At 67.8% G+C, this 21,221-nt stretch carries 20 protein-coding genes; 4 read left to right on the forward strand and 16 right to left on the reverse strand.

The window, feature by feature from the left end:
• Positions 1 to 3 precede the first annotated feature (3 nt).
• Together DBV14_RS09855 and DBV14_RS09860 are read left to right on the forward strand one after the other, a co-directional pair.
• Entirely contained in the window at positions 4 to 1,929 is a 1,926-nt protein-coding gene (locus tag DBV14_RS09855; RefSeq protein ID WP_124459003.1) for a GNAT family N-acetyltransferase, read from the forward strand.
• Entirely contained in the window at positions 1,926 to 2,726 is an 801-nt protein-coding gene (locus tag DBV14_RS09860) for an ABC transporter ATP-binding protein (RefSeq protein WP_124459004.1), read from the forward strand. The genes DBV14_RS09855 and DBV14_RS09860 overlap by 4 nt, the downstream gene beginning before the upstream one ends.
• Positions 2,727 to 2,766: 40 nt before the next feature.
• On the opposite strand, the gene DBV14_RS09865 is transcribed toward DBV14_RS09860, so the two are convergent.
• From DBV14_RS09865 to DBV14_RS09895, 7 genes are all read right to left on the reverse strand, one after another.
• Positions 2,767 to 3,789, reverse strand: coding sequence for an XdhC family protein (locus tag DBV14_RS09865; protein WP_124459005.1), 1,023 nt, complete (start codon positions 3,787 to 3,789; stop codon positions 2,767 to 2,769).
• 15 nt (positions 3,790 to 3,804) lie between these two features.
• On the reverse strand, positions 3,805 to 4,542 hold the full coding sequence (locus DBV14_RS09870) for a CoxG family protein (protein ID WP_124459006.1): 738 nt from the start codon (positions 4,540 to 4,542) through the stop codon (positions 3,805 to 3,807).
• 56 nt (positions 4,543 to 4,598) lie between these two features.
• Entirely contained in the window at positions 4,599 to 5,819 is a 1,221-nt protein-coding gene (locus DBV14_RS09875; RefSeq protein WP_124459007.1) for a VWA domain-containing protein, read from the reverse strand.
• 19 nt (positions 5,820 to 5,838) lie between these two features.
• A complete protein-coding gene (locus tag DBV14_RS09880; protein ID WP_124459008.1) occupies positions 5,839 to 6,741 on the reverse strand; it encodes a MoxR family ATPase in 903 nt (300 codons plus the stop codon).
• A gap of 67 nt (positions 6,742 to 6,808) precedes the next feature.
• Complete coding sequence (locus DBV14_RS09885) at positions 6,809 to 7,600, reverse strand: xanthine dehydrogenase family protein subunit M (RefSeq protein WP_124459009.1); 792 nt, start codon at positions 7,598 to 7,600, stop codon at positions 6,809 to 6,811.
• Between the two features lie 20 nt (positions 7,601 to 7,620).
• Positions 7,621 to 10,005: a xanthine dehydrogenase family protein molybdopterin-binding subunit gene (locus tag DBV14_RS09890; RefSeq protein WP_124459010.1), complete on the reverse strand. Its 2,385-nt coding sequence runs from the start codon at positions 10,003 to 10,005 to the stop codon at positions 7,621 to 7,623.
• A 13-nt stretch (positions 10,006 to 10,018) separates the two neighbouring features.
• A complete protein-coding gene (locus DBV14_RS09895) occupies positions 10,019 to 10,516 on the reverse strand; it encodes a (2Fe-2S)-binding protein (RefSeq protein ID WP_124459011.1) in 498 nt (165 codons plus the stop codon).
• Positions 10,517 to 10,707: 191 nt separating this feature from the next.
• On the opposite strand from DBV14_RS09895, the gene DBV14_RS09900 reads away from it, so the two are divergent.
• On the forward strand, positions 10,708 to 11,856 hold the full coding sequence (locus DBV14_RS09900; protein WP_124459012.1) for a helix-turn-helix domain-containing protein: 1,149 nt from the start codon (positions 10,708 to 10,710) through the stop codon (positions 11,854 to 11,856).
• A gap of 37 nt (positions 11,857 to 11,893) precedes the next feature.
• On the opposite strand, the gene DBV14_RS09905 is transcribed toward DBV14_RS09900, so the two are convergent.
• The 9 genes from DBV14_RS09905 to DBV14_RS09945 form a co-directional block, all read right to left on the reverse strand.
• Positions 11,894 to 12,271 carry a nuclear transport factor 2 family protein gene (locus DBV14_RS09905; RefSeq protein WP_124459013.1) on the reverse strand — a complete coding sequence of 126 codons (378 nt, stop codon included), beginning with the start codon at positions 12,269 to 12,271 and terminating at the stop codon, positions 11,894 to 11,896.
• A 91-nt stretch (positions 12,272 to 12,362) separates the two neighbouring features.
• A complete protein-coding gene (locus DBV14_RS09910) occupies positions 12,363 to 12,728 on the reverse strand; it encodes a DUF2845 domain-containing protein (RefSeq protein ID WP_185545983.1) in 366 nt (121 codons plus the stop codon).
• 69 nt (positions 12,729 to 12,797) lie between these two features.
• Positions 12,798 to 14,270: a M81 family metallopeptidase gene (locus tag DBV14_RS09915; RefSeq protein WP_124459015.1), complete on the reverse strand. Its 1,473-nt coding sequence runs from the start codon at positions 14,268 to 14,270 to the stop codon at positions 12,798 to 12,800.
• The gene (locus tag DBV14_RS09920) at positions 14,267 to 15,556 is read right to left on the reverse strand and encodes a Zn-dependent hydrolase (RefSeq protein ID WP_124459016.1); all 1,290 of its coding nucleotides are present in this window, start codon (positions 15,554 to 15,556) and stop codon (positions 14,267 to 14,269) included. The genes DBV14_RS09915 and DBV14_RS09920 overlap by 4 nt, the downstream gene beginning before the upstream one ends.
• 33 nt (positions 15,557 to 15,589) lie before the next feature.
• Positions 15,590 to 16,306: an ABC transporter ATP-binding protein gene (locus DBV14_RS09925; RefSeq protein ID WP_124459017.1), complete on the reverse strand. Its 717-nt coding sequence runs from the start codon at positions 16,304 to 16,306 to the stop codon at positions 15,590 to 15,592.
• Positions 16,303 to 17,073, reverse strand: a complete 771-nt coding sequence (locus DBV14_RS09930; protein WP_124459018.1) for an ABC transporter ATP-binding protein — start codon at positions 17,071 to 17,073, stop codon at positions 16,303 to 16,305. Before DBV14_RS09930 ends, DBV14_RS09925 begins: the two co-directional genes overlap by 4 nt.
• A complete protein-coding gene (locus DBV14_RS09935; protein ID WP_124459019.1) occupies positions 17,070 to 18,038 on the reverse strand; it encodes a branched-chain amino acid ABC transporter permease in 969 nt (322 codons plus the stop codon). The genes DBV14_RS09930 and DBV14_RS09935 overlap by 4 nt, the downstream gene beginning before the upstream one ends.
• Before the next feature lie 5 nt (positions 18,039 to 18,043).
• Positions 18,044 to 18,904 carry a branched-chain amino acid ABC transporter permease gene (locus tag DBV14_RS09940; protein WP_124459020.1) on the reverse strand — a complete coding sequence of 287 codons (861 nt, stop codon included), beginning with the start codon at positions 18,902 to 18,904 and terminating at the stop codon, positions 18,044 to 18,046.
• 82 nt (positions 18,905 to 18,986) lie between these two features.
• The gene (locus DBV14_RS09945; protein WP_124459021.1) at positions 18,987 to 20,195 is read right to left on the reverse strand and encodes an ABC transporter substrate-binding protein; all 1,209 of its coding nucleotides are present in this window, start codon (positions 20,193 to 20,195) and stop codon (positions 18,987 to 18,989) included.
• A gap of 217 nt (positions 20,196 to 20,412) precedes the next feature.
• Between DBV14_RS09945 and DBV14_RS09950 the strand changes: the two genes are divergently transcribed.
• Positions 20,413 to 21,177 (forward strand): FadR/GntR family transcriptional regulator, encoded by a 765-nt coding sequence (locus tag DBV14_RS09950; RefSeq protein ID WP_124459022.1) that lies wholly within the window; start codon positions 20,413 to 20,415, stop codon positions 21,175 to 21,177.
• The last annotated feature ends 44 nt before the right edge of the window (positions 21,178 to 21,221 follow it).

The raw sequence follows: 21,221 nt of genomic DNA on the forward strand, positions 1-21,221 counted from the left end.
GCCGTGACCACGCCCGCTGCCGTTGTCGAAACCCTCACGTCGATCACACCGGCCGTCGCGCCGATGCTCGACGCGCTGGTCGCCGCCAGCGGGTGGAACCAGACCGCACGCGACTGGCGGCTGTTCGAGCGGCTTGGCTCGCTGCATGGGGTGCGCGATGGTGCCGGCACGGTCATCGCCAGCGGCGCCGTGCTGCCCATGGGCAACGTCGCCTGGATCAGCATGATCCTCGTCGCACCCGCAGCGCGCGGACAAGGCCTGGGCCGCGCGGTGTTCGCGCACTGCCTTGAACAGGTGAAGGCCAGTGGCCGCGTCGCAATGCTCGACGCCACGCCGCAGGGCGAGCCGCTGTACGCAAGCTTCGGCTTCACGCCCCTGTGGCGGCTCACACGCTGGCAGCGCGACGCCATCGCCGAGCCCGCGCAAGCGCCCGCGTCGGACAAGCCGCCCATCGAAAGCCTCGCCGCGCTCGACGCGCAAGCGCTCGGCATCGCGCGCCCGGCCGTGCTCGCCGACCTGCTCGACCGCGAAGGCAGCCATTGCATCCGCAACGGCCTGGGCTTCGGCCTCGTGCGTGCCGGCCGCAAGGCCCACCAGATCGGCCCGCTGCTGTCCACCGACGAACACGCCGCGGCCACGCTGATGCACAACGCGGCACGCGGCATCGCCGGCGCCCTGTACATCGACGTGCCCGACGGCCGCTCCGTCATGGCCCCAGGCGCTGCGCAACGCCGGCTTCACGCCGCAGCGCGGCTTTGCACGAATGGCGCTCGCCACGCGCGACAACACCACCGCCCCCACGGGCCAACCCGCCTTCATCCACGCCATCGCCGGCCCCGAGTTCGGCTGAGGAACCCGCACATGCCACTGAACCGCTCCGACCTTCCCGCCGACGTTCTTGCGCTGCTGTCGCAAGGCACGGTGATTCCCGCGCATCCGCTCGCGCTCGACGCCTCGCGCCAATTCGACCGCAAGCGCCAGCGCACGCTGACCCGCTACTACGTCGATGCCGGCGCGGGCGGGCTGGCGGTGGGCGTGCACACCACGCAGTTCAGCATCCGCGAACGCGGCCTGTACGCGCCCGTGCTGGAAGCCGCGATGCAAGACCGCCTGGCATGGAGCGACCGGCCAATGGCGATGATCGCCGGCCTCTGCGGCCCGACCGCGCAGGCGCAGGCCGAAGCGCGCACAGCAGTGTCACTGGGCTATCACGCGGGGCTGCTGAGCCTGGCTGCGCTCGCAAGCGCATCGGAAGACGAACTCATCGCGCACTGCGAAGCCGTGGCGCAGGAGATTCCGCTGATCGGCTTCTATCTGCAGACCGTGGTCGGCGGCCCCATCCTGTCGAGCGACTTCTGGCGCCGCTTCGCGCTCATTCCGAACGTGCTGGCCATCAAGGTCGCGCCGTTCAACCGCTACCGCACCATCGACGTGGTGCGCGGGCTGGTCGATGCACGCGCCGAAGAGCGCGTGTTTCTCTACACCGGCAACGACGACCACATCGTGCTCGACCTGGCGCTGCCCTTTGCCGCCATGCGCGACGGTGCGCCGGTGCAGGTGCGCTTCCGGGGCGGGCTGCTGGGCCACTGGTCGGTGTGGACATCGAGCGCGGTCAAGCAGCTGCGGCAGATCAAGGCCGAGCTGGCGGCGAACGGCGGCGCGCTGAGCCCCGCCCTGCTTGCGCTCGACTCGCGCGTGACCGACTGCAACGCCGCCTTCTTCGACGTGGCCAACAACTTCCACGGCTGCATCGCGGGCTGCCACGAAGTGCTGCGCCGCCAGGGCCTGCTCGAAGGCATCTGGTGCCTCGACCCCGAAGAAGGCCTGGGCAAGGGGCAGTCGACGGAAATCGATCGCGTCTACCGACAGCACGGCGACCTGGGCGACGACGCCTTCGTGCGCGACAACCTGGCACGGTGGCTGGCATGAGCGCGGTTCTCTCGCCGCAACAGCAGCAACAGGCCACGCCGCTGATCCGCATGCGGCAGCTGCGCAAGGTCTACCGCAAACGCAACGAAGAATTCCTGGCCGTGTCCGACGTCACCATGGACGTGAACGCGGGCGACATGATCTCGCTGGTCGGCCCCTCGGGCTGCGGCAAGTCGACGCTGCTGAAGATTCTTTCGGGCCTGTACGGCCACGATGGCGGCACGCTGGAGATCGGCGGGCCCGACGGGCGCGGCTTCAATGCGGGCCGCGATGTCGGCATGGTGTTCCAGCAACCGCTGCTGCTGAAGTGGCGCACCATTCTCGACAACGTGCTGCTGCCCGCGGACATCCTCGGGCTGGAGCGGCGCGCCGCCGTGAAGCGCGCGCACGAACTGCTCGAAATGGTCGGCCTTACGGGCTTTGCCGACAAGCTGCCCTACGAGCTGTCGGGCGGCATGCAGCAGCGCGCCGCCATCGCACGCGCGCTGATCCACGACCCGAAGCTGGTGCTGATGGACGAGCCCTTCGGCGCGCTCGATGCGCTCACGCGCGAGAAGATGAACCTGGAGATGCTGCGCATCTGGGAGCAGAGCCGCAAGACCTTCATCGTGGTCACGCACAGCATCCAGGAGGCGGTGTTCCTGGGCTCACATTGCGCCGTGCTGACGGCCGGGCCGGCACGCATGGCCGACTTCTTTCCCATCGAGCTGCCGGAGCCGCGCAAGCTGCACGTGAAGACCAGCCCGGAGTTCGGCGCCTACGTGCGCCGCATCTACGATCTGCTGGGCGTCGAGTAGCAACGCCGGGGCACAACCCGGCACCCCGGCCCGGCCGGGCTCAGCTCGGCTGCAGGTGCTGCATTTCCTTCGCGCGGGCCACCTCGACCTCGCGCGGCAGCGTGACCGCGTTCTTCACGGCCAGTATCTCGGCCATCACGCTCACCGCGATCTCGGGCGGCGTCTTGCTGCCGATGAAGATGCCGATGGGGCCGCGCAGCCGCGCGAGCGATTCGGCCGTCTGGTCGAAGTGCTCGATCATGCGGTCGCGCCGCGCATCGGCGTTGCGGCGCGAGCCGATGGCGCCGACGTAGAAAGCCTCGCTCTGCAGGGCTTCGAGCAGTGCCAGGTCGTCGAGCTTGGGGTCGTGCGTGAGCGCCACCACGCAGCTGCGGCGGTCGGGCCTGAAGGCCAGCACCGCGTCGTCGGGCATCTCGGTGGTGATGTGCACGCCGGGCAATGACCATGCGGTGCGGTACTCGGCGCGCGGGTCGCACAGGGTCACGGCAAAGCCGCTGAACTTGGCCATGGTCGCGAGGTATTCGGCCAGCTGGCCGGCGCCGATCAGCAGCATGCGGTACTCGGGGCCGAAGGTGTTGGTGAGCTCGGTGTCGTTCACCGTGAGCTCGTCGGGCGCGGTGGCTTCCGCGAGTTCGACGACCCCGCTGGCCAGCGTGACCGTGCGCCGCATGAGCTTGCCCTGCTCGAGCTGCGTCACCAGCGTGTCGAGTGCATCGGCATCGGGCGCGTACTCGAGCAGCAACTCCAGCGTGCCGCCGCAGGGCAGGCCGAAGCGGTGCGCCTCGTCGGCCGTGATGCCGTACTTGACCAGCGCGGGGGGCGCGCCCAGCGGCACGTCTTCGCCCTTGCCGTGGGCGTGGCTGTAGCGGGCGATGAGGTCGTCCTCGATGCAGCCGCCCGACACCGAGCCGACCACCGCGCCGTCTTCCGCCAGCGCCATGATCGAGCCGACCGGCCGCGGCGACGAGCCCCAGGTGCGCACCACGGTGGCCAGCAGCGCACGCTTGCCGGCACGCCGCCAGTCGCGCAGCGTGCGCAGCACCATGACGTCGAGGTTTTCCATGGCGCGGACCCGTGGCTAGCTGGCGTCGCCCGACGATGCGGGCGCGTCCTTGCTGTCGTCTTTCTTGCCGAGGCCGATCTTCTTCATCAGGCCCGACATGACGCCAGTCTTTTCCGCCGGCGCCTCGGCCGCTTCCACGGCCGCGGCGGGCGGCGGGCCGTAGCGGCTTTGCATCTCGGCCTCGAAGCGCTTGAAGAAATCGTCTGCCGTGGACTTGGCCGCGCCGTCGATCAGGCGCTGGCCGAGCTGGGCGATCTTGCCGCCGACCTGGGCCTGCACGGTGTAGTCGAGTTCGCAGCCTGCCGCTGGTGCCGCATCCGATGATGCTGCGGCTGGCGACGATGCGGCTTCAGCCTCGTGGGCGATGGATGCGTCCATCGGCACCGCAGGCGCGGCAGCAACAGCAGTGGATGTGTCCACGGCAGGCGATGCACCGGCCGCGCCATTCGCGGCCCCCAGCGGCCTCAGCGTGACGCTCGATGCCCCCTTGGCAAACCCCGCCACGCCGCCCTGCCCTTCGAAGGTCAGCTTGTAGCCGTCAGGCGCCACGATGTCCGACAGCATCACCTTGCCGCTGAACTTGGCCGACACCGGGCCGATCTTGACCGCGAGCGCGACGCTGTAGGTGTTGTCGCCCGTCAGCTCGAACTTGTCGCAGCCGGGAATGCATTTCTTCAGCGTCTCGGGGTCGTTGAGCGCTTCCCAGGCCTGTTGTTGCGTGACGCCCAGGCGGCGGTTTCCAAGCATTTCCATCGTGTCTTCCTTCGTTTTGTGCGTCTGGCGTCAGGCGTCGGGTGGCTGGTGTCCGGCTAGCGGCCGGACCGCATGAGGGCAGCGAGGCTGGCGGCCAGTTGGTCCAGCGCACTGAGATTGTGGACCGCAAGCATCGCGTCCGCTTGCCGGTGCAGCACGGCGGCCCCACGCGCCAGAGGGACGTAGCCCTCGAAGCGCAGCAGCGGGTTGAGCCACAGCAGGCGGCGCGAATGGCGCTTGAGCCACAGCAATTCGTCTTCCAGCACCGAAGGCTCGCCGGTGTCCAGGCCGTCGCTGATCACCAGCACCAGCGTGCGGCGGCCGGTCAGGCGGCGTGCATGGGCACGGCGCAGCTCGGCCAGCGAACTGCCAAGCCGCGTGCCACCCGCGAAATCGTCGATGGCCAGGCTGGCGGCGCCCAGCATGGCGTCGGTGTCGGCCAGCCGGAAGGCCGGCGTCAGGTCGGTCAGGCGGGTGCCGAAGGCAAACACGTCGCGCCGCCCGGCCCGCCGCGTGGACGCATGCAGGAACGCCAGCAGCAGCCGCGCATAGCGCTCCATCGAGCCCGACACATCGACCAGCACCAGCAGCGGCAAGGGCTGCTCGCGCCGGGCCAGCCGAGGCAGCCGCAAGATTTCGCCGCCGGTGCGCGCGGCCTCGTGCAGCACGCCGGGCCAGTGCATGCGCGCATGCTGCTGCCCCGCATCGCCGGCCACGCGCAGGCGGCGCGAAGGCAACGAGGGAATCGGCAGGCGGATGTCTCGCGCCAGCCGTTCGACCAGCCGGTATTCGGAAGCACCGAGCGCGTTGAAGTCCGCATGCTGCAGGCGCTGGCGGTCGCTCGATGTCATGGCGGCATCGAACTCGATCTCCTTGTCGGGCTTGGCCGCGAGCGCCGGCCTGGCCGCATCGCGCGGTGCCGAGAGCGCTTCGCGTACGCGCGGGCGCCGCTTCGAGGGCTCGGCCTTGCCTTCGGCGCTGGGCAGCATCTGCGCGAGCAGCTTGTTGGCCAGCTCGGGGTCGCGAAACCAGGCGTCGAACAGTTCGCGAAACACCATGCGGTCTTGCTCGCGGCTCACCATCACGGCTTCCATCGCGGCGCTCAGGTCGAGCTTGTCTTCCACGCCGACCAGCGTGGCCGCCTCGGCCGCGAGCGCGATGCGCATGGCGTCGGTGCGCACGCCTGCGCGGCGCAATGCACGGCCGAACGCGGTGATGTTGCCGGCCAGCTTGCCGCTGCGTACGTCGCCGAGCTGGGGAATGCCGGTCGTCGTCATGCCATGGCGCCGCGGCGGCTCAGCGCGCGGCGGGCTCCTCGGGCCGCAGCAGGTCCGACGCCAGCTCGTGCGTGAGCGCGGCCACGTCGTCGCGCTGCTTGAAAAGAATGCCGGCGGTATCGACCACCACTTCGGGGTCGAGCTCGACGGTGTCGAGCGCAATCAGCGCCCTCGCCCACTCGACGCTTTCGGCAATGCCGGGCGCGCGCTGGAAGGCGTTGATGAACGGGGCGTCGCGCAGCCGCGCGACAAAAGCCGCCACCTGGGCCGAGAGCTTTTCGCCGGCCTGCGGCACCTGCGCCCGCACGATGGCCAACTCGCGCTCGCGCTCGGGGTAGTCGAGCCAGTGATACAGGCAACGCCGCTTCACCGCGTCGTTGAGCTCGCGCGTGCGGTTGCTGGTGAGGATGGTCACCGGCGGCACCACGGCACGCACCGTGCCCAGCTCGGGAATGCTGACCTGATACTCGCCCAGATATTCGAGCAGGAAGGCCTCGAAGGGCTCGTCGGCGCGGTCCACTTCGTCGATCAGCAGCACGGCGCCGGGCATCGGCGTTTGCAGCGCCTGCAGCAGCGGCCGGCGAATGAGGTAGTGCGGCTGGTACACCTCGGCCTCGACGTCGCGCGCCGCGCCGCTGGCCTCGGCCGCGCGCATGTGCAGCAGCTGCGCCGCATAGTTCCATTCGTAGAGCGCCTCGCGCTGCTCCAGGCCGTCGTAGCACTGCAGGCGCAGCAGCTCGCGGCCCAGCGCCGTCGACAGCGCCTTGGCCAGCTCGGTCTTGCCGACGCCGGGCTCGCCTTCGAGCAGCAACGGGCGCTGCAGCTTGAGCGCGAGGAACACCGCCGTGGCCAGGCGCCGGTCGGCAAAGTAGCCGGCCTGCATCAAGCCTTCGGAAAGGGAATCGATGGTCGGAAAGATCATGGCGAAGCGTAGCGGAAGACGCGAGGGTATCGCGCCTTCCGGCTCCCGTTGGAACGCCCCGGCCTGTTCAGCCCAGGGCCTTGGTAACGGCCCGTTGCGTCAGCACGCTGATCAGGTTGGCGCGGTACGCCGCCGACGCATGCAGGTCGCTGTTGAGGTCGCTGGCGTCGATCTTCACCGACGCGGCCGATGCCGCCGTGAAGCTCTTGTTCAGCGCGTCTTCGAGCCCCGCATGGCGGAACACGCCGTTGCCCGCGCCGGTGACGGCCACGCGCACACCGCTGTCGTACTGCGCCAGGAAAATGCCCACCAGCGGAAAGTTCGATGCCTTCTGGCGCAGCTTTTCATACACCGCGCGCTTGGGAACCGGAAAGCGGATGGCGGTGATCAGCTCGTCTTCTTCCAGCGCCGTGGTGAACAGGCCCAGGAAAAAATCGTCGGCCGCAATCTCGCGCTTCGAGGTGATGACGGTGGCACCCGAGCCCAGCACCGCGCTCGGGTAGCACGCCGCCGGGTCGTTGTTGGCCACCGAGCCGCCGATGGTGCCCATGGCACGCACCTGCCGGTCGCCGATGCGCGAGGCCAGGTCGGCCAGCGCCGGGTAGGCGGCCTTCACGTCGGCGTTGTTGGCCACGTCGAGGTGACGCGACATCGCCCCGATGGTGATGCTGGTGTCGTCTTTCCTGATGCCTGTGAGCTCCTTGATGCCGCTCAGGTCGACCAGTTGTTCGGGCGCCGAGAGCCGCAGCTTCATGGAAGCCAGCAGCGTCTGTCCGCCCGCCAAAGGCTTGCCGCCCGCGGCAATGAATTTGGCCGCGTCGGCCACGGTGGAAGGCCGTTCGAGTGTGAAGGCATACATGGTGTGATTCCTTCTTTGTTTTAGTGAGTGGCCACCGCCTGCATCGCTTCCCAGACGCGGCTGGGCGATGCGGGCATATCGAAATCCTTGACGCCCAGCGGCGCCAGCGCGTCGAGCACCGCGTTGATCACGGCCGGCGGCGAGCCGATGGCCCCCGCCTCGCCGCAGCCCTTGGTGCCCAGCGGGTTGTGCGTGCACGGGGTGCACACGGTGTCGAGCTTGAACTGCGGAAAGTCGCCCGCTCTTGGCATGGCGTAGTCCATGAAGCTGCCGGTGAGCAGCTGGCCGGTTTCGTTGTCGTACACGCAGTTCTCGAGCAGTGCCTGGCCAATGCCCTGCACCAGCCCGCCATGCACCTGCCCCTCGACGATCATCGGGTTGATGATGGTGCCGAAGTCGTCCACGGCGGTGAAGCGATCGACCTTCACTTCGCCGGTCTGCCTGTCGATCTCGACCTCGCAGATGTAGGTGCCGCCCGGGAAGGTGAAGTTGGTCGGGTCGTAGAAGGCGGTCTCGTTCAGGCCCGGCTCCAGCTTGTCGAGCGGGTAGTTGTGCGGCACGTAGGCCGTGAGCGCCACCTGGCCGAACGGTATTTTCTTGTCCGTGCCCTTGACCGTGAATTCGCCGTTGGCGAACTCGATGTCGGCATCGCTGGCTTCCATCAGGTGCGCGGCGATCTTCTTGGCCTTGGTCTCGATCTTGTCGAGCGCCTTCATGATGGCCGCGCCGCCCACCGAGATGGAGCGCGAACCATAAGTGCCCATGCCGAAGGGCACGCGGCCGGTGTCGCCGTGCACCACGTCGACGTTCTCGACCGGAATGCCCAGCCGCGCCGCCACGACCTGCGCGAAGGTGGTTTCATGGCCCTGGCCGTGGCTGTGCGAGCCGGTGAACACCGTCACGCTGCCGGTCGGGTGCACGCGAATTTCGCCGCACTCGAACAGGCCGGCCCGCGCACCGAGCGCGCCCGCGATGTTCGACGGCGCAATGCCGCAGGCCTCGATGTAGCTCGAATAGCCCATGCCGCGCAGCTTGCCCTTGGCTTCGGTCGCGGCCTTGCGCTGCGCATAGCCATCGACCTCGGCCAGCACGCGCGCCTTGTCCATGCAGGCATGGAAGTCGCCCGTGTCGTACTGCAGCGCCACCGGCGTCTGGTAGGGGAAGGTGGTGATGAAGTTGCGCTTGCGGATCTCGTCCTGCCCCAGGTTCATTTCCCAGGCGCAGCGCGACACCAGCCGTTCCAGCAGGTAGGTGGCCTCGGGCCGCCCCGCGCCGCGGTACGCATCCACCGGCGAGGTGTTGGTGAACCAGGCATCGACCTCGACGTAGATCTGCGGCGTGGTGTATTGGCCGGCGAGCAGCGTGGCGTAGAGGATGGTCGGCACCGCCGTCGAGAAGGTCGACAGGTAGGCGCCAAGGTTGGCGTCGGTGTGCACGCGCATCGCGAGGAACTTGCCGTCCTTGTCCATCGCCATTTCGGCGTGGCTCACATGGTCGCGGCCGTGTGCATCGGACAGGAAGCACTCGGAGCGTTCCGCCGTCCACTTGATGTTGCGGTTGAGCTGCTTGGCGGCCCAGGTCAGGCACACGTCTTCGGCGTACAAAAAGATCTTCGAGCCGAAGCCGCCACCCACGTCGGGCGCGATGACGCGCACCTTGTGCTCGGGCAGGCCCAGCACGAAGGCCGTCATCAGCAGGCGTTCGACGTGCGGGTTCTGGTTCGACACGTAGAGCGTGTAGTCGTCGGTGCCGCGGCTGTAGCTGCCGATGGCCACGCGCGGCTCGATCGGGTTGGGAATCAACCGGTTGTTGACGAGGTCGAGCTTGGTGACGTGCGCCGCGGTGGTGAACACCGCATCGACCGCCGCCTTGTCGCCCAGTGCCCACTTGTAGCACTGGTTGTCGGGCGCCTCGTCGTGCAGGGTGACCTTGCCTGCCTTCCTTGCCGCGTCGGCCACGCTCACCAGCGCGGGCAGCACGTCGTAGTCGACCACCACGGCTTCGGCCGCGTTCTTGGCCTGCTCGACCGTCTCGGCGACCACCATGGCCACGTGGTCGCCCACGTAGCGCACCTTGTTGATCGCAAGGATCGGGTGCATCGGCTCCTTCATGGGGGTGCCGTCGGGGTTGTTGATGAGCCAGCCGCAGGGCAGCCCGCCCATTTTTCCCTCGATGTCCTTGCCGCTGAAGATGCCGACCACGCCAGGCATCTTCAATGCCTCGGCAATGTCGACGGACTTGATGGTGGCGTGGGCGTGCGGCGAGCGCACGAAGACCGCATGGCTCTGGTTGGCCAGCGTGATGTCGTCGGTGTAGTTGCCCGCGCCGGTCAGGAAGCGATAGTCTTCCTTGCGCCGCAGCGCCTCGCCGATGTGCGGCAGGTTGGAGAAGTCGGAAGCACCCATGATGCTGCTCCCCTCAAGCCGTGACGGTGGCTTTGACCGGGGTGCCCGAGGCCATGGCCTCGCCGCCCATCTTCACGGCCTTGACGATGTTCTGGTAGCCCGTGCAGCGGCACAGGTTGCCATCGAGCAGTTCGCGGATTTCGGACTCGCTCGACTTGGGGTGGTGCGTGCACAGGTCGATGGCGCTCATGACCATGCCGGGCGTGCAGAACCCGCACTGCAGGCCGTGGCACTCCTTGAAGGCCGCCTGCATGGGGTGCATGGTGCCGTCGGCTTCGGCAATGCCCTCGATGGTGGTGACGTCGGCACCGGCCGCCTGTGCCACCAAAACATTGCATGATTTGATGGCTCGGCCGTTGACGTGGACGGTGCAGGCGCCGCATTGGGCGGTGTCGCAGCCGACGTGGGTGCCGGTCAGGTGGAGGTGCTCGCGGATCGCGTGCACAAGGAAGGTGTTGGGGGGAGCGTCGACCGTGACCGGGCGGCCGTTGACCTTGAAAGCGACCTGCATTTGGCTGTCTCCGTGGAAGGTGATGGCTGGTTCAGCAAAAAGCATCTTGGATGCCCACCCTTCGCACTATCCTAGGCAAAACCCTTGACACTTGCACAGACCGCGCGAAATTCTCAAAATGAAACAACTTCCCACCCAGACAGCCGGGAAAAGAGCCGGGAAAAGACGCCCCACACGCGCGGACTCACACGATGCCAGCCTCTATCGTTTCGCCACTTCCTGAGCGCTCGTTGGCCATCGCCCAGGCGCGCCGCGAGCTGATTCACGGCGAGGCGCCACGCAGCCGGGGCAACGCCTGCGTCGACTCATGGATCTCGCGCTCGTGGCAGCGCTGCATCGAATCCGGCCGGCGCCCGCAGCAGCGGGTGAGCTTCGACCCCGTGAGCCTGTCGGCCAGCCGCGACGTTGCCGAGTGCAACCGGGCGCTGGTGTCGGCGGCCCGCCCCGTCATCGAGCGGCTGTCGCGCGCCATTGCCGACACCCGCTATTTCGCGATCCTGACCGACGCCAACGGCATCGTGGTCGACGTCGGCACGCTGCCCGACGGCACCGACGCCGCCAGCCGCTATGCGCGCGACATCGGGCGCATCGGCGTCGACCTGTCCGAGCGCGCCATCGGCACCTCGGCCATCGGCACGGCACTGGCCGAGCAGGAGTCGGTGTGGCTGCACCGCGGCGAACATTTCTTCGACGACACCAGCGTCTACAGCTGCGCCGGCGCACCGCTCTTCGGTCCCCGGGGCGACTGCATCGGCATGCTCGACCTGACGGGCGTGCAGGTGGTCGAGCGGCCCGAGCTGCGGCACCTGGCCACGCTGTCCGCGCGCAGCATCGAAAACATGCTGGTGCTGCGCGAACCCTGCGAGCTGCTGCTGCACCTTGCATGGCCGGGCAGCCCGGCGGGCAACGAAGCCAGCGAGGGCCTGCTGTGCATCGACGGCGCCGGCCACGTCACCGGCGCCAATGCCGCCGCGCGGCAGATGCTGCACCAGCCGCTGGCGCGCAGCCAGCACGCGCTGCACTTCAACGACCTGTTCGCCCTGCCGCTGCACATGATGTTCGACGCGGCGCGCCGGGGTGACGCGGTGCTCGAAGTGCCGCTGTGGTCGGGCCTGCGCGTGCAGGTGCGGCCCCAGCGCGGTGGCAGCGGCACCGGCCTGGCGGGCGCCGCGCCTTCCGATGCGCAGCCGCGGCTGCGCGATGTCGAAACGGCCTTGATCCGCAAGGCCGTGGCCGACGCCCGCGGCAATGTCGCCGAGGCGGCACGCGCGCTGGGCATCAGCCGGGCCACGGTGTACCGCAAGCTGTGGCGCGGACGCCCCGCCGGCGGCTCCGACTGAACGCCCGCTGTCCGTTCAGCTTTCGTTCAGATTTTCCTCAGGCGCCGACCGGCACCTTGTCGAGGAACCCCGTCACCGTGCGCAGCTTGCCCGCGTCGAGTTGCGCGAAGTCGGTGCCCTGGATCAGGTCTTCGGCACCGCTGGGGCCCAGCGTCCACGAAAAGCGCAGGTTGTCGCCATGCGCCTCGGCCTTGCCGAGCAGGTTGAAGCGAAAGCCCGGGTAGCGCTGGTGCACCGCGCCGACCAGCGCGCTGATCTGCTCGCGGCCGCTGGCCTGCGCCATCGGATCGACGTAGTGCGCGTTGGCGGTCCAGCCGGCTTCGATCAGCTCGGCGCGGCGTGCGGCGTCGGTCTCGTTCCAGACGGCGATGTAGCCATGGGCGATGGTGGTGGCGTCGTGTGCGGCGGTGTTCATGGCGGCAATTCCTTTCGGGGTTTGAACCCGCAACATCGCGGGGTGAAGGAATGGTCGCGTCGCGCGCGCCGAACGTCGATGACGTCTCAGGTCATGGAATCCGGCTGCCGTATCGGATGCTCTTGAGTGCGCCGTTCTGGAACAGCAGCATCGTCTCGAACTGGCCCGAGCCCGGCCGGTAGGTCCACTCTTCGCTCTGGTCGCAGGTGCTGTTGTTGTTGACGATGACGGTCTTGCTCCCCGTCGAGGACGAGGGCGGCACGATCACCTGCGGGTTGGGATCGGGCCTGGCGCAGAAGTTGTCCTTGAACACCGGCTCTCCGCACTTCTGCAGGATGGTGAACTTGGAATCGCCCCTCTGCGCGAAGTCGCGATTGCAGTTGAGGGTCTGTGCCTGCGCCGGCGCAACGAACGACAGCGCCAGCAAGGCGGCGGGAATGAACAGAGATCGCTTCACGGTGTTTCCTGTGTTTTGCGCAAGCGATGGTAGTGACATTCCGGCCCCGAAGCTGAAGCCGAAATTCGATCAGATCGCGTCGAGCGGATACACCGGACGTCGCACCTTGCTGAACGGAAACAGGCTGTAGTCCGAACTGGTGACACCCGGGCTGTCGCACTCCACAAGCGCCGCCGACAGCGGCTCGAACACCGGCCGGCAATACATGCGCGACTTGAGCAGCAGAAAGCGCTCCTTTCGCGGATCGAGCCCCGCGCATTCGAACACGCCGATGTCCCACGGCTCCTGCGTGCGCTCGGTGACCACGATGCGCGCCGCGCCGATGTCGAACAGCACCGTGCGGCCCATGCTGCTGCGCTGGCCGGTGTAGGTGGGACCGGTAATGACGTACTCGCCGTCGCTGATGGCGCGCACGGTGCCGGTCAGGCGCACCGGCGTCTTCGCGAGGCCGATGCCTTCGAGCGACACCTTGTTGCCCAACGCCACCGTCACCTGCGCGCCCTCGCCCGCCGCGACGAGCTCGCGCACCGCCTCGGGGTCGCACAGCGGGCCCACGCCGATGCCGTTCAGGCCTTGCGCCAGTGCTTCCTGCAGCACGTCCATGGTGTCGCAGCTGCCACCGGACATGCAGTTGTCGCCGTGGTCGAGCAGCAGCACCGGCCGCGTGGCACCGCCGGCGATGAGCTTTGCGCGCGCCACCGATTCGGCCAGCGGTTCGCTGCGGTAGATGAAGGCCTCGCGCTCGGCCCACATCTGCGCGGCGATGCGGTCGGCCGTGGCCTGCGCACGCTCGGGCGATTGCGCATCGACCACGATCACGCTCATGCAGGGCGCCTCGATGTCCGACAGCGAGAAGCCCGCCAGGATCGACACCGCCAGCGACTCCGATTTTTCCGCCTCGCGCGCGGCCTCGATGGCGCGTTGCATCGCGCCGGTGAACGACGCGCTGCGCAGCGTGTGCGCCATCAGCGGCAATGGGTGCCAGCGCATCGCGGGCTTGCTCCGGCCGGCCAGCAGGTCGAACAGCAGGCGGCCGGCGTGCGCGCCGGTCTCGTACATGTCGATGTGCGGATAGGTCTTGAAGCCGACGATGATGTCGGCGTTCCCGACCATGGCCGGCGTGACGTTGGCGTGCAGGTCGAGCGCCACGCCGATGGGCACGCCAGGCGCCACGGCGCGCAGCCGCTGCAGCAGGTCGCCTTCGCCATCGGTGCTGTTCTGCGCCACCATGGCACCGTGCAGGTCGAGCAGGATGGCATCGCAACCCGGGGCCGCATCGACGATGCACTGCGTCAACGTGGTGTAGGCCCGCGCATCGACCGGCCCGCTCGGATTGGCCGAGGCCGACACCGGCGTGACCAGCGTGGCGCCGGCCTGCTCGGCCAGGTCGATGAAGGCCGACATGGCCGTGCGCATGCCCTTGTTGTCCCTGTAGGCCTGCTCGCCGAAGGTCGGGCCATCGGGTCCGAAGGCCGCGAGCGGCGTGGGCACCGGCGAGAAGGTGTTGGTCTCGTGGTTGAGGCGCGCGATCAGTACCTTCATGCCGCCGCCCTCGTGACACCCGCGCTTTGCAGCATGGCCTGCAGCAGCACGTTGCAGCCGGCCTCCAGGTGATCGGGCTGCGCGTCTTCGATCTCGTTGTGGCTGATGCCGTCCAGGCATGGCACGAAGATCATCGCCGTGGGGCAGACGCGCGCGAGGTACACCGCGTCGTGGCCTGCGCCGCTGATCACGTTCATCCAAGTCAGGCCTTGCGCCTGCGCCGCTTCGCGCACGGCCGACACCAGCTTCGGCGTGAAGGGCTGCGGCGGGAAGTACACGACCTGCTCCACCGTCATCTCGACCTTGCCCCTGGCGGCGATACGTTGCACGGCTTCTTTCAGTGCCGCGTCCATGGCCGACAGCACCACGTCGTCCGCCGCGCGCAGGTCGACGCTGAGCCGCACGCGGCCCGGAATCACGTTGCGCGAGTTCGGATAGTTCTCGATCCAGCCGACCGTGCCGCGCGCGTCCGGCGCATGGGCCAGCGCAATGCGGTTCACCTCGATCACCAGCTCCGAGGCCGGCAGCAGCGCGTCCTTGCGCAGTTCCATCGGCGTGGGGCCGGCATGCGCTTCCATGCCCTGCACCACCACGTCGTACCAGCGTTGGCCGAGCGCGCCCTCGACCACGCCGATCACGCGTTCGTTGGCTTCCAGCACCGGGCCCTGCTCGATGTGCGCCTCGAAGTACGCGCCCACCGGCGACGCGGCCGCCGAGGCCGGCGTGCTGCCCGCATAGCCGATGGCCTTCAGCGCATCGGACACGCTGATGCCGTCGTTGTCGCGCTGCGCCAGCGCATGCTCGAGCGTGAAGGCATCGACGAAAACGCCCGAGCCCATCATCACCGGCACGAAGCGCGAGCCTTCCTCGTTGGTCCACACCGCCACCTCAAGCGGCGCCTCGGTTTCGATGCCCGCGTCGTTCAGCGCGCGCACCACCTCGAGCCCCGCCAGCACGCCGTAGTTGCCATCGAACTTGCCGCCGGTCGGTTGCGTGTCGATGTGGCTGCCGGTGGTCACGGGTGGCAGTGCGTTGTTGCGGCCGGCGCGGCGCGCGAAGATGTTGCCGATGGCGTCCACGCGCACATCGCAACCGGCCTCGCGAGCCCAGCGCGTGAACAGGTCACGGCCCTGGCGGTCGAGGTCGGTCAGTGCAAGACGGCAGACGCCGCCCTTCTGCGTGGCGCCGACCTGGGCCAGTTGCATCAGCGAATCCCAGAGGCGCTGCCCGTCGATGCGAAGGTCGCGCACATCGGGCGCGGTCGAGATTTCGTTCTGTGTATTCATTGGTCTTGACGAAGGTAGGAAGGCGGGGCGGGCTCAGGCGAGGCCCACGCCGAGGTATCGGTCTTTCACTTCATGGTCCGCCATGAAGGCGGCGTTGGCGGCTTCGTGCACGATCACGCCCTGCTCCACGATGTAGTGGCGGTCGGCGAGCTGCACGCACACCTCGAGGTTCTGCTCGACCAGCAGGATGGCCACGCCGGCCGCCTTGATGGTCTTCAACTGCGCCACGATTTCTTCGACGATCACCGGCGCCAGGCCTTCCACCGGCTCGTCGAGGATCAGCAGGCGCGGGTGGTTCATCAGCGCGCGGCCGATGGCCAGCATCTGCTGCTCGCCGCCCGAGAGCTGCCCGCCGCCATTGCGGCGCCGTTCCTTCAGGCGCGGAAAGATGCGGTAGATGTCTTCGAGCTGCCAGGGCGAATCGCGGCGCTGGCCGAGCAGCAGGTTTTCTTCGACCGTCAGCAGCTTGAAGATGCCGCGATGCTCAGGCACAAGGCACACGCCGCGCTTGGCGATGCCGTGCGGCGGCATGCCGGCCACGTCCGCGCCCTGGAAGCGCACGCGCCCGCTGGTGGGCGTGACCGCGCCGGCAATGCTCTTCAGCGTGGTCGACTTGCCCGCGCCGTTGCGCCCCAGCAGCGTGACGAGCTCGGCCTGGCCGACGGTCATCGACACGCCCTGCAGCACATGGCTCTTGCCGTAGTGCGCGTGCAGCGCCTCGACCTCGAGGATGTTCCTTGTCCCGCTCATGCCTTGCCTCCGGTGATCATGTTGCCCAGGTACGCCGTGCGCACGCGCGCGTCGGAGCGGATGTCGCCCGGCAGGCCTTCGGCCAGCACGCGGCCCAGCTGCATGACGGTCACGGTGTCGGAGATGTCCATCACGATGTTCATGTTGTGTTCGATCAGCACCACGGTGTGGCGGTCGCGCAGGCTGCGAATGAGCTGCTTCATGTCGTCGAGGTCGTCGATGCCCATGCCCGAGGTCGGCTCGTCCAGGAAGATGGCCTTGGGCTTCGCGGCCAGCGCCATGCCGACTTCGAGCCGGCGCTGCTGGCCGTGCGACAGCACGTTGGCCGGCGTGTCGGCCAGCCGCTCGAGGCCGACGCGCGCCAGCACTTCGGCCACCGTGTCGGCGCAGGCACGCTCGCCCACCGGCGCGCGCCAGCAGTTCATGGCCTGTCGCGGCGCGATGCCCTGCGCCGCCACGCGCAGGTTCTCGCGCACCGACAGGCTGCCGAACAGGCTGGTGACCTGGAACGAGCGCGCCATGCCGCGCTGCACGCGCTTGTAGTCGGGCTCGGCCGTCACGTCGTGCCCATCGAACAGAATGCGCCCACCCGTGGTGGTGCCGGTGCCCGTGAGCATGTGGAACAGCGTGGTCTTGCCCGCGCCGTTGGGGCCGATCACCGAGTGCACGGTGTTGGGCAGTATCTTCAGGTCGACCCCGCCCAGCGCGGCGAACTTGCCGTAGTGCTTGGTGACGCCGATGGCTTCGATGAGTACGGGTTGCGTCATGCTTTTTCTCCCTGCGCTTCGGGCGCCTTGGGCGTGGGCAATGCCTGCGCCTTGCCGCGGAACACGCGCCGCCATGCGGCTTCGCCCAGCCCCCAAAGGCCGCGCTGCATGCCGATGCTCACGCCGATCAGCAGCAGGCCCAGCAGCAGCAGCCATCGCGGCCACAGCGTGGAGAGCCAGTCGGCCAGCAGCACGTAGAAGGCCGAGCCCAGCACCGAGGCGAACAGGTTGCCGGTGCCGCCGATCACGGTAATGACCAGGATCATTTCGCTCGTGTGGTACTCGGCGTTCGACAGCGGCGCGATGCCGGTCATCATCGCGTGCAGGCCGCCGGCAAGGCCCGTCACGGCGCCGGAGATGACGAAGGCCAGCAGCTTGAAGCGCTTGAGGTTGTAGCCCACCGCGGCGGCGCGGTCTTCGTTGTCGCGAATGGCCAGCAGCGTGCGGCCGAACACCGAGTCGGTCACCTTGAGCAGCAGGGCGAACGCGATCAGGAAGATCACCGCCACGAAGGCGTAGTACTTCCACGGCGTGTCCATGAACGCGGGGCGCGGCACGTCGAGCAGGCCGTTGTCGCCGCCCGTGAGGCCCGACGCGGTGTACGCCACGAAATAGAACATCTGCGCAAAGGCCAGCGTGAGCATCACGAAGTAGGTGCCGCGCTGGCGGATGGCGACCCAGCCGACCACCGCCGCGCCCAATGCGCCCATGCCGATGGCCGCGAGCAATGCCAGCGGCATCGGCAGTTGCAGCCGCGTGAGCAGAATCGCGATGGTGTAGCTGCCCAGCCCGAAGAAGATGCCCTGCCCGAACGACAGCAGGCCGGTGTAGCCCAGCAGCAGGTTGCAGCCCAGGGCCGCAAGCGCATAGATCAGTACTTCGCTGGCGAGCGAACCCGAGCGCAGCACCAGCGGCAGGCCCAGCGCGACGATCAGCGCCAGCAGGAATGTGTATTTTCTCGGCATGGCCATCATCCTTTGCGGCCGAGCAGGCCATGCGGGCGCAACAGCAGCACGGCGGCCATTGCGATGTAGATCATCAGGCTCGCTCCCGGCGGCCAGATGGTGCTCATGAGGCTCTGCACGATGCCGATCAGCAGGCCGCCGACCAGCGCACCGCCGAAGCTGCCCAGCCCGCCGATCACCACCACCACGAAGGCCACGCCGAGCGCCTCGACGCCCATGAAGGGCTCCGCGCCGCGAATGGGCGCGGCCAGCACGCCGGCCAGCGCCGCCGTGGCCGCGCCGAGCGCGAACACCAGGCTGAACACACGGAACACGTTGATGCCCAGCAGCGACACCATCTCGGTCGACTCGCTGCCCGCGCGCACCGCGCTGCCCAGGCGCGTGCCTTCGAGCACCCACCACAGCAGCACCGCCAGCACGGCGGTGAAGCCGATCACGAACAGCCGGTACTTGGGATAGACGAAAGCGCCCCACATGACCACGCCCTGCAGCAGGTCGGGCGTGGGCACGCTGTTGCCCAGCGGGCCCCAGAACACGATGACGATCTCTTGCACCGCGAGCGCCAGGCCCACCGTCACGAGGATGTGGAACTCGTGCGCCTTGGCGTACACGCGGCGCAGCAGCAGCTTTTCGGCCAGCCAGCCGAGCAGGCCGACGAACAGCGGCACCAGCACCAGCGCGGCCCAGAAGTTCAGGCCCCACAGCATGGCCTGGTAGCAAAGGTAGGCGCCCAGCAGGTAGAAGGCGCCATGCGCGAAGTTCACGAAGCGCAGCAGGCCGAACACGATGGACAAGCCAACGGCCAGCAGGAAATACAGCATGCCGATGCCGATTCCGTTGATGGTCTGGAGCAGGTAGACGGTCATAGGGGTCGTGGGTGGCGGACAGTTGGCGGCCGCCCTCGCCGCACCCGGAAAAGCGCGGTCGAAGGCAGGGCCAGGAAGGGCCTCAGGCCAGCTTGCAGCCCGTCTTGTCGACGGGCAGGAACGACTTGCCGGAACTCACGACATCGACGAAGTCGGCCGGGTTCTTCATCTTCGACTTGGCCTTGCCCTTGAGCAGGTAGTAGTCCTTGATGACCTGGTGGTCGGCCTTGCGGATTTCCTCGGTGCCCGTGAGCCCTTCGTACTTCATGCCTTCAAGCGCCGCGATAACGGCCTTCTGGTCGACCGTGCCCGCCTTCACGATGCCGTCGATCAGGATCTTGGTGCAGATGTACGAGCCGGCCAGGCTGTAGTTGGGCACGATCTTCAGCTTGTCGGACGTGCGCTTCACCAGGTCCTTGTTGAGCGGCGTGTCGGCCGTGTGCCAGTACTGCGCGCCAAAGTAGACGTCTTCGCACAGGTCGGCGCCCAGCTCGTCGAACTGCTCCAGCCCCGAGGCCCAGGCCATGAGGATCGTCATGTTCTTGTGCATGCCGAAGCTCACCGCCTGGCGCAACGCGGCCGACGACTGCGCGCCGAAGTTCAGCAGCAGCAGCACGTCGGGCTTGGCGGCCATGGCGTTGGTGAGGTAGCCGCTGAACTCCTTCTCGTTGAGCGAGTGGTAGCTGTTGCCCACGTGCTCGATGCCCTTCTCCTGGAAGATGTTCTTGGCCGCGCTCAACAGGCCGTCGCCGAACACGTACTGTGGCGTGATGGTGTACCAGCGCTTGGCCTTGGGCATGGTGGCGATCAGCGGGCGCACCGTCTGCTCGATGGCACCGAAGGTGGGCACCGACCAGCGGAAGGTGGCGGGGTTGCAGTCCTTGCCGGTGATTTCGTCGGCGCCGGCGGTGGTGATAAACAGGCCGCCGGCCTTCTCGGCTTCCTTGCCCATGGCCAGCGCTTCCGACGACAGGATGCCGCCCGCGAAGAACTTCGTGCCCTGCTGCTGCAGCGCTTCCTGCACCTTGCGCACGGCGGTCGCGGGCTTGCCTTCGGTGTCGAGCACCGTGTAGGCCAGCGGGCGCTTGAGCACGCTGCCGTACTGCTCGATGGCCAGCTTCATGCCCAGGTCGGCGTACTTGCCGTTGGCCGCGAACGCGCCCGACATCGGAACCGGGGCACCGAAACGGATCGCGTCGCCTGACGACTGGGCAAAGGCGGCGCGGCCGGCCAGCAGGGAGGCGGGGGCGGCCGACAGGGCGGCGAGCTGGAGGAGGTGTCTGCGTTGCATGGTGAACTCCGTTCGTGGTGATGGTGGTGGTGATGTAAGGGAAAGGTGGTGCCTGCGATCGCTGGCGAATTTAAGCGGATAAATAGGATTAATATGCTGGTAAAAACCCGCTAGCAATCCTTGTGCCCAACACCGACCGGAGCCCGCCAATGACGCCGTTTAAGATCGCGCGCTGTTGCGCATCCCGCGCATCTCCCGATGGGCATGGAGCGTTTCAATGAGAGTGGGGCAGAACCGCCCGAAGCGGCAAAAGCTCTCGGACGTCATCGTCGAGGACGTCAAGCGATGGATCGTGGCGGAGCGCAAGCAGCCCGGCGACCGGCTACCGAACGAGAAGGAACTGATCGAGCTCTTCGGCTATTCGAAGAGCACGGTGCGCGAGGCATTGAAGGCGCTGGAAGTGCGCGGCCTGATCGCGATTCGCACGGGCCCGGGCGGCGGGGCGTACCTGCAGCAGGTGTCGGTGGACCATGCATCGGAGCCGCTGCGCAATTTCCTGCACTTCCATCACCTGGACGGGCACCACATCTACCAGTTGCGCAAGGCGCTGGAGCCGGAGCTGGCGGTGAGCGTGGTCGGGCGGCTGACGCCGGAGCAGTTCGAGCGGCTCGAAGAAAACGTGCGCCTGTGCACGATAGAGCCGACGAACGAGGACGAGTTGCGCACGCAGCGCGAGGCCGAGCTGGCGTTCCACACCATGTTGGCCGAGGCTTGCCCCAATCCGGTGCTGTCATTCATGTGCCGGTTCCTGAACGACCTGTTGCGCGACCTGGTGGTCTACAAGAAGGCGCTGGACCATCACCACTTCGGCGAGACCAATGTGGACTACCACACGCAGTTGCTGTCGGCCTACCGGAAGGAAGACGCGGATGAAGTGCGCCGGTTGATGGCCGAGCACATGGTCGATGCCGAAGCTCACATGCACGAGATGGAGGCGCACATCGGGGCGAAGCATCTGTTGCTGCCCAGTGGGCAGCGCTAGGGTACGGATACCGTTCTTGGTGCGTGCGACTGACACCGGGTACT

The organism is Variovorax sp. KBW07 (assembly GCF_003852515.1).
Classification (GTDB): Bacteria; Pseudomonadota; Gammaproteobacteria; order Burkholderiales; family Burkholderiaceae_C; genus Variovorax.

Bases quoted from the DNA above. Each gene is read 5' to 3' on its own strand.
- DBV14_RS09860 (WP_124459004.1), top strand. From the start codon at position 1,926: ATGAGCGCGGTTCTCTCGCCGCAACAGCAGCAACAGGCCACGCCGCTG.
- DBV14_RS09865 (WP_124459005.1), bottom strand. From the start codon at position 3,789: ATGGAAAACCTCGACGTCATGGTGCTGCGCACGCTGCGCGACTGGCGG.
- DBV14_RS09870 (WP_124459006.1), bottom strand. From the start codon at position 4,542: ATGGAAATGCTTGGAAACCGCCGCCTGGGCGTCACGCAACAACAGGCC.
- DBV14_RS09875 (WP_124459007.1), bottom strand. From the start codon at position 5,819: ATGACGACGACCGGCATTCCCCAGCTCGGCGACGTACGCAGCGGCAAG.
- DBV14_RS09880 (WP_124459008.1), bottom strand. From the start codon at position 6,741: ATGATCTTTCCGACCATCGATTCCCTTTCCGAAGGCTTGATGCAGGCC.
- DBV14_RS09885 (WP_124459009.1), bottom strand. From the start codon at position 7,600: ATGTATGCCTTCACACTCGAACGGCCTTCCACCGTGGCCGACGCGGCC.
- DBV14_RS09890 (WP_124459010.1), bottom strand. From the start codon at position 10,005: ATGGGTGCTTCCGACTTCTCCAACCTGCCGCACATCGGCGAGGCGCTG.
- DBV14_RS09895 (WP_124459011.1), bottom strand. From the start codon at position 10,516: ATGCAGGTCGCTTTCAAGGTCAACGGCCGCCCGGTCACGGTCGACGCT.
- DBV14_RS09900 (WP_124459012.1), top strand. From the start codon at position 10,708: ATGCCAGCCTCTATCGTTTCGCCACTTCCTGAGCGCTCGTTGGCCATC.
- DBV14_RS09905 (WP_124459013.1), bottom strand. From the start codon at position 12,271: ATGAACACCGCCGCACACGACGCCACCACCATCGCCCATGGCTACATC.
- DBV14_RS09915 (WP_124459015.1), bottom strand. From the start codon at position 14,270: ATGAAGGTACTGATCGCGCGCCTCAACCACGAGACCAACACCTTCTCG.
- DBV14_RS09920 (WP_124459016.1), bottom strand. From the start codon at position 15,556: ATGAATACACAGAACGAAATCTCGACCGCGCCCGATGTGCGCGACCTT.
- DBV14_RS09925 (WP_124459017.1), bottom strand. From the start codon at position 16,306: ATGAGCGGGACAAGGAACATCCTCGAGGTCGAGGCGCTGCACGCGCAC.
- DBV14_RS09930 (WP_124459018.1), bottom strand. From the start codon at position 17,073: ATGACGCAACCCGTACTCATCGAAGCCATCGGCGTCACCAAGCACTAC.
- DBV14_RS09935 (WP_124459019.1), bottom strand. From the start codon at position 18,038: ATGCCGAGAAAATACACATTCCTGCTGGCGCTGATCGTCGCGCTGGGC.
- DBV14_RS09940 (WP_124459020.1), bottom strand. From the start codon at position 18,904: ATGACCGTCTACCTGCTCCAGACCATCAACGGAATCGGCATCGGCATG.
- DBV14_RS09945 (WP_124459021.1), bottom strand. From the start codon at position 20,195: ATGCAACGCAGACACCTCCTCCAGCTCGCCGCCCTGTCGGCCGCCCCC.
- DBV14_RS09950 (WP_124459022.1), top strand. From the start codon at position 20,413: ATGAGAGTGGGGCAGAACCGCCCGAAGCGGCAAAAGCTCTCGGACGTC.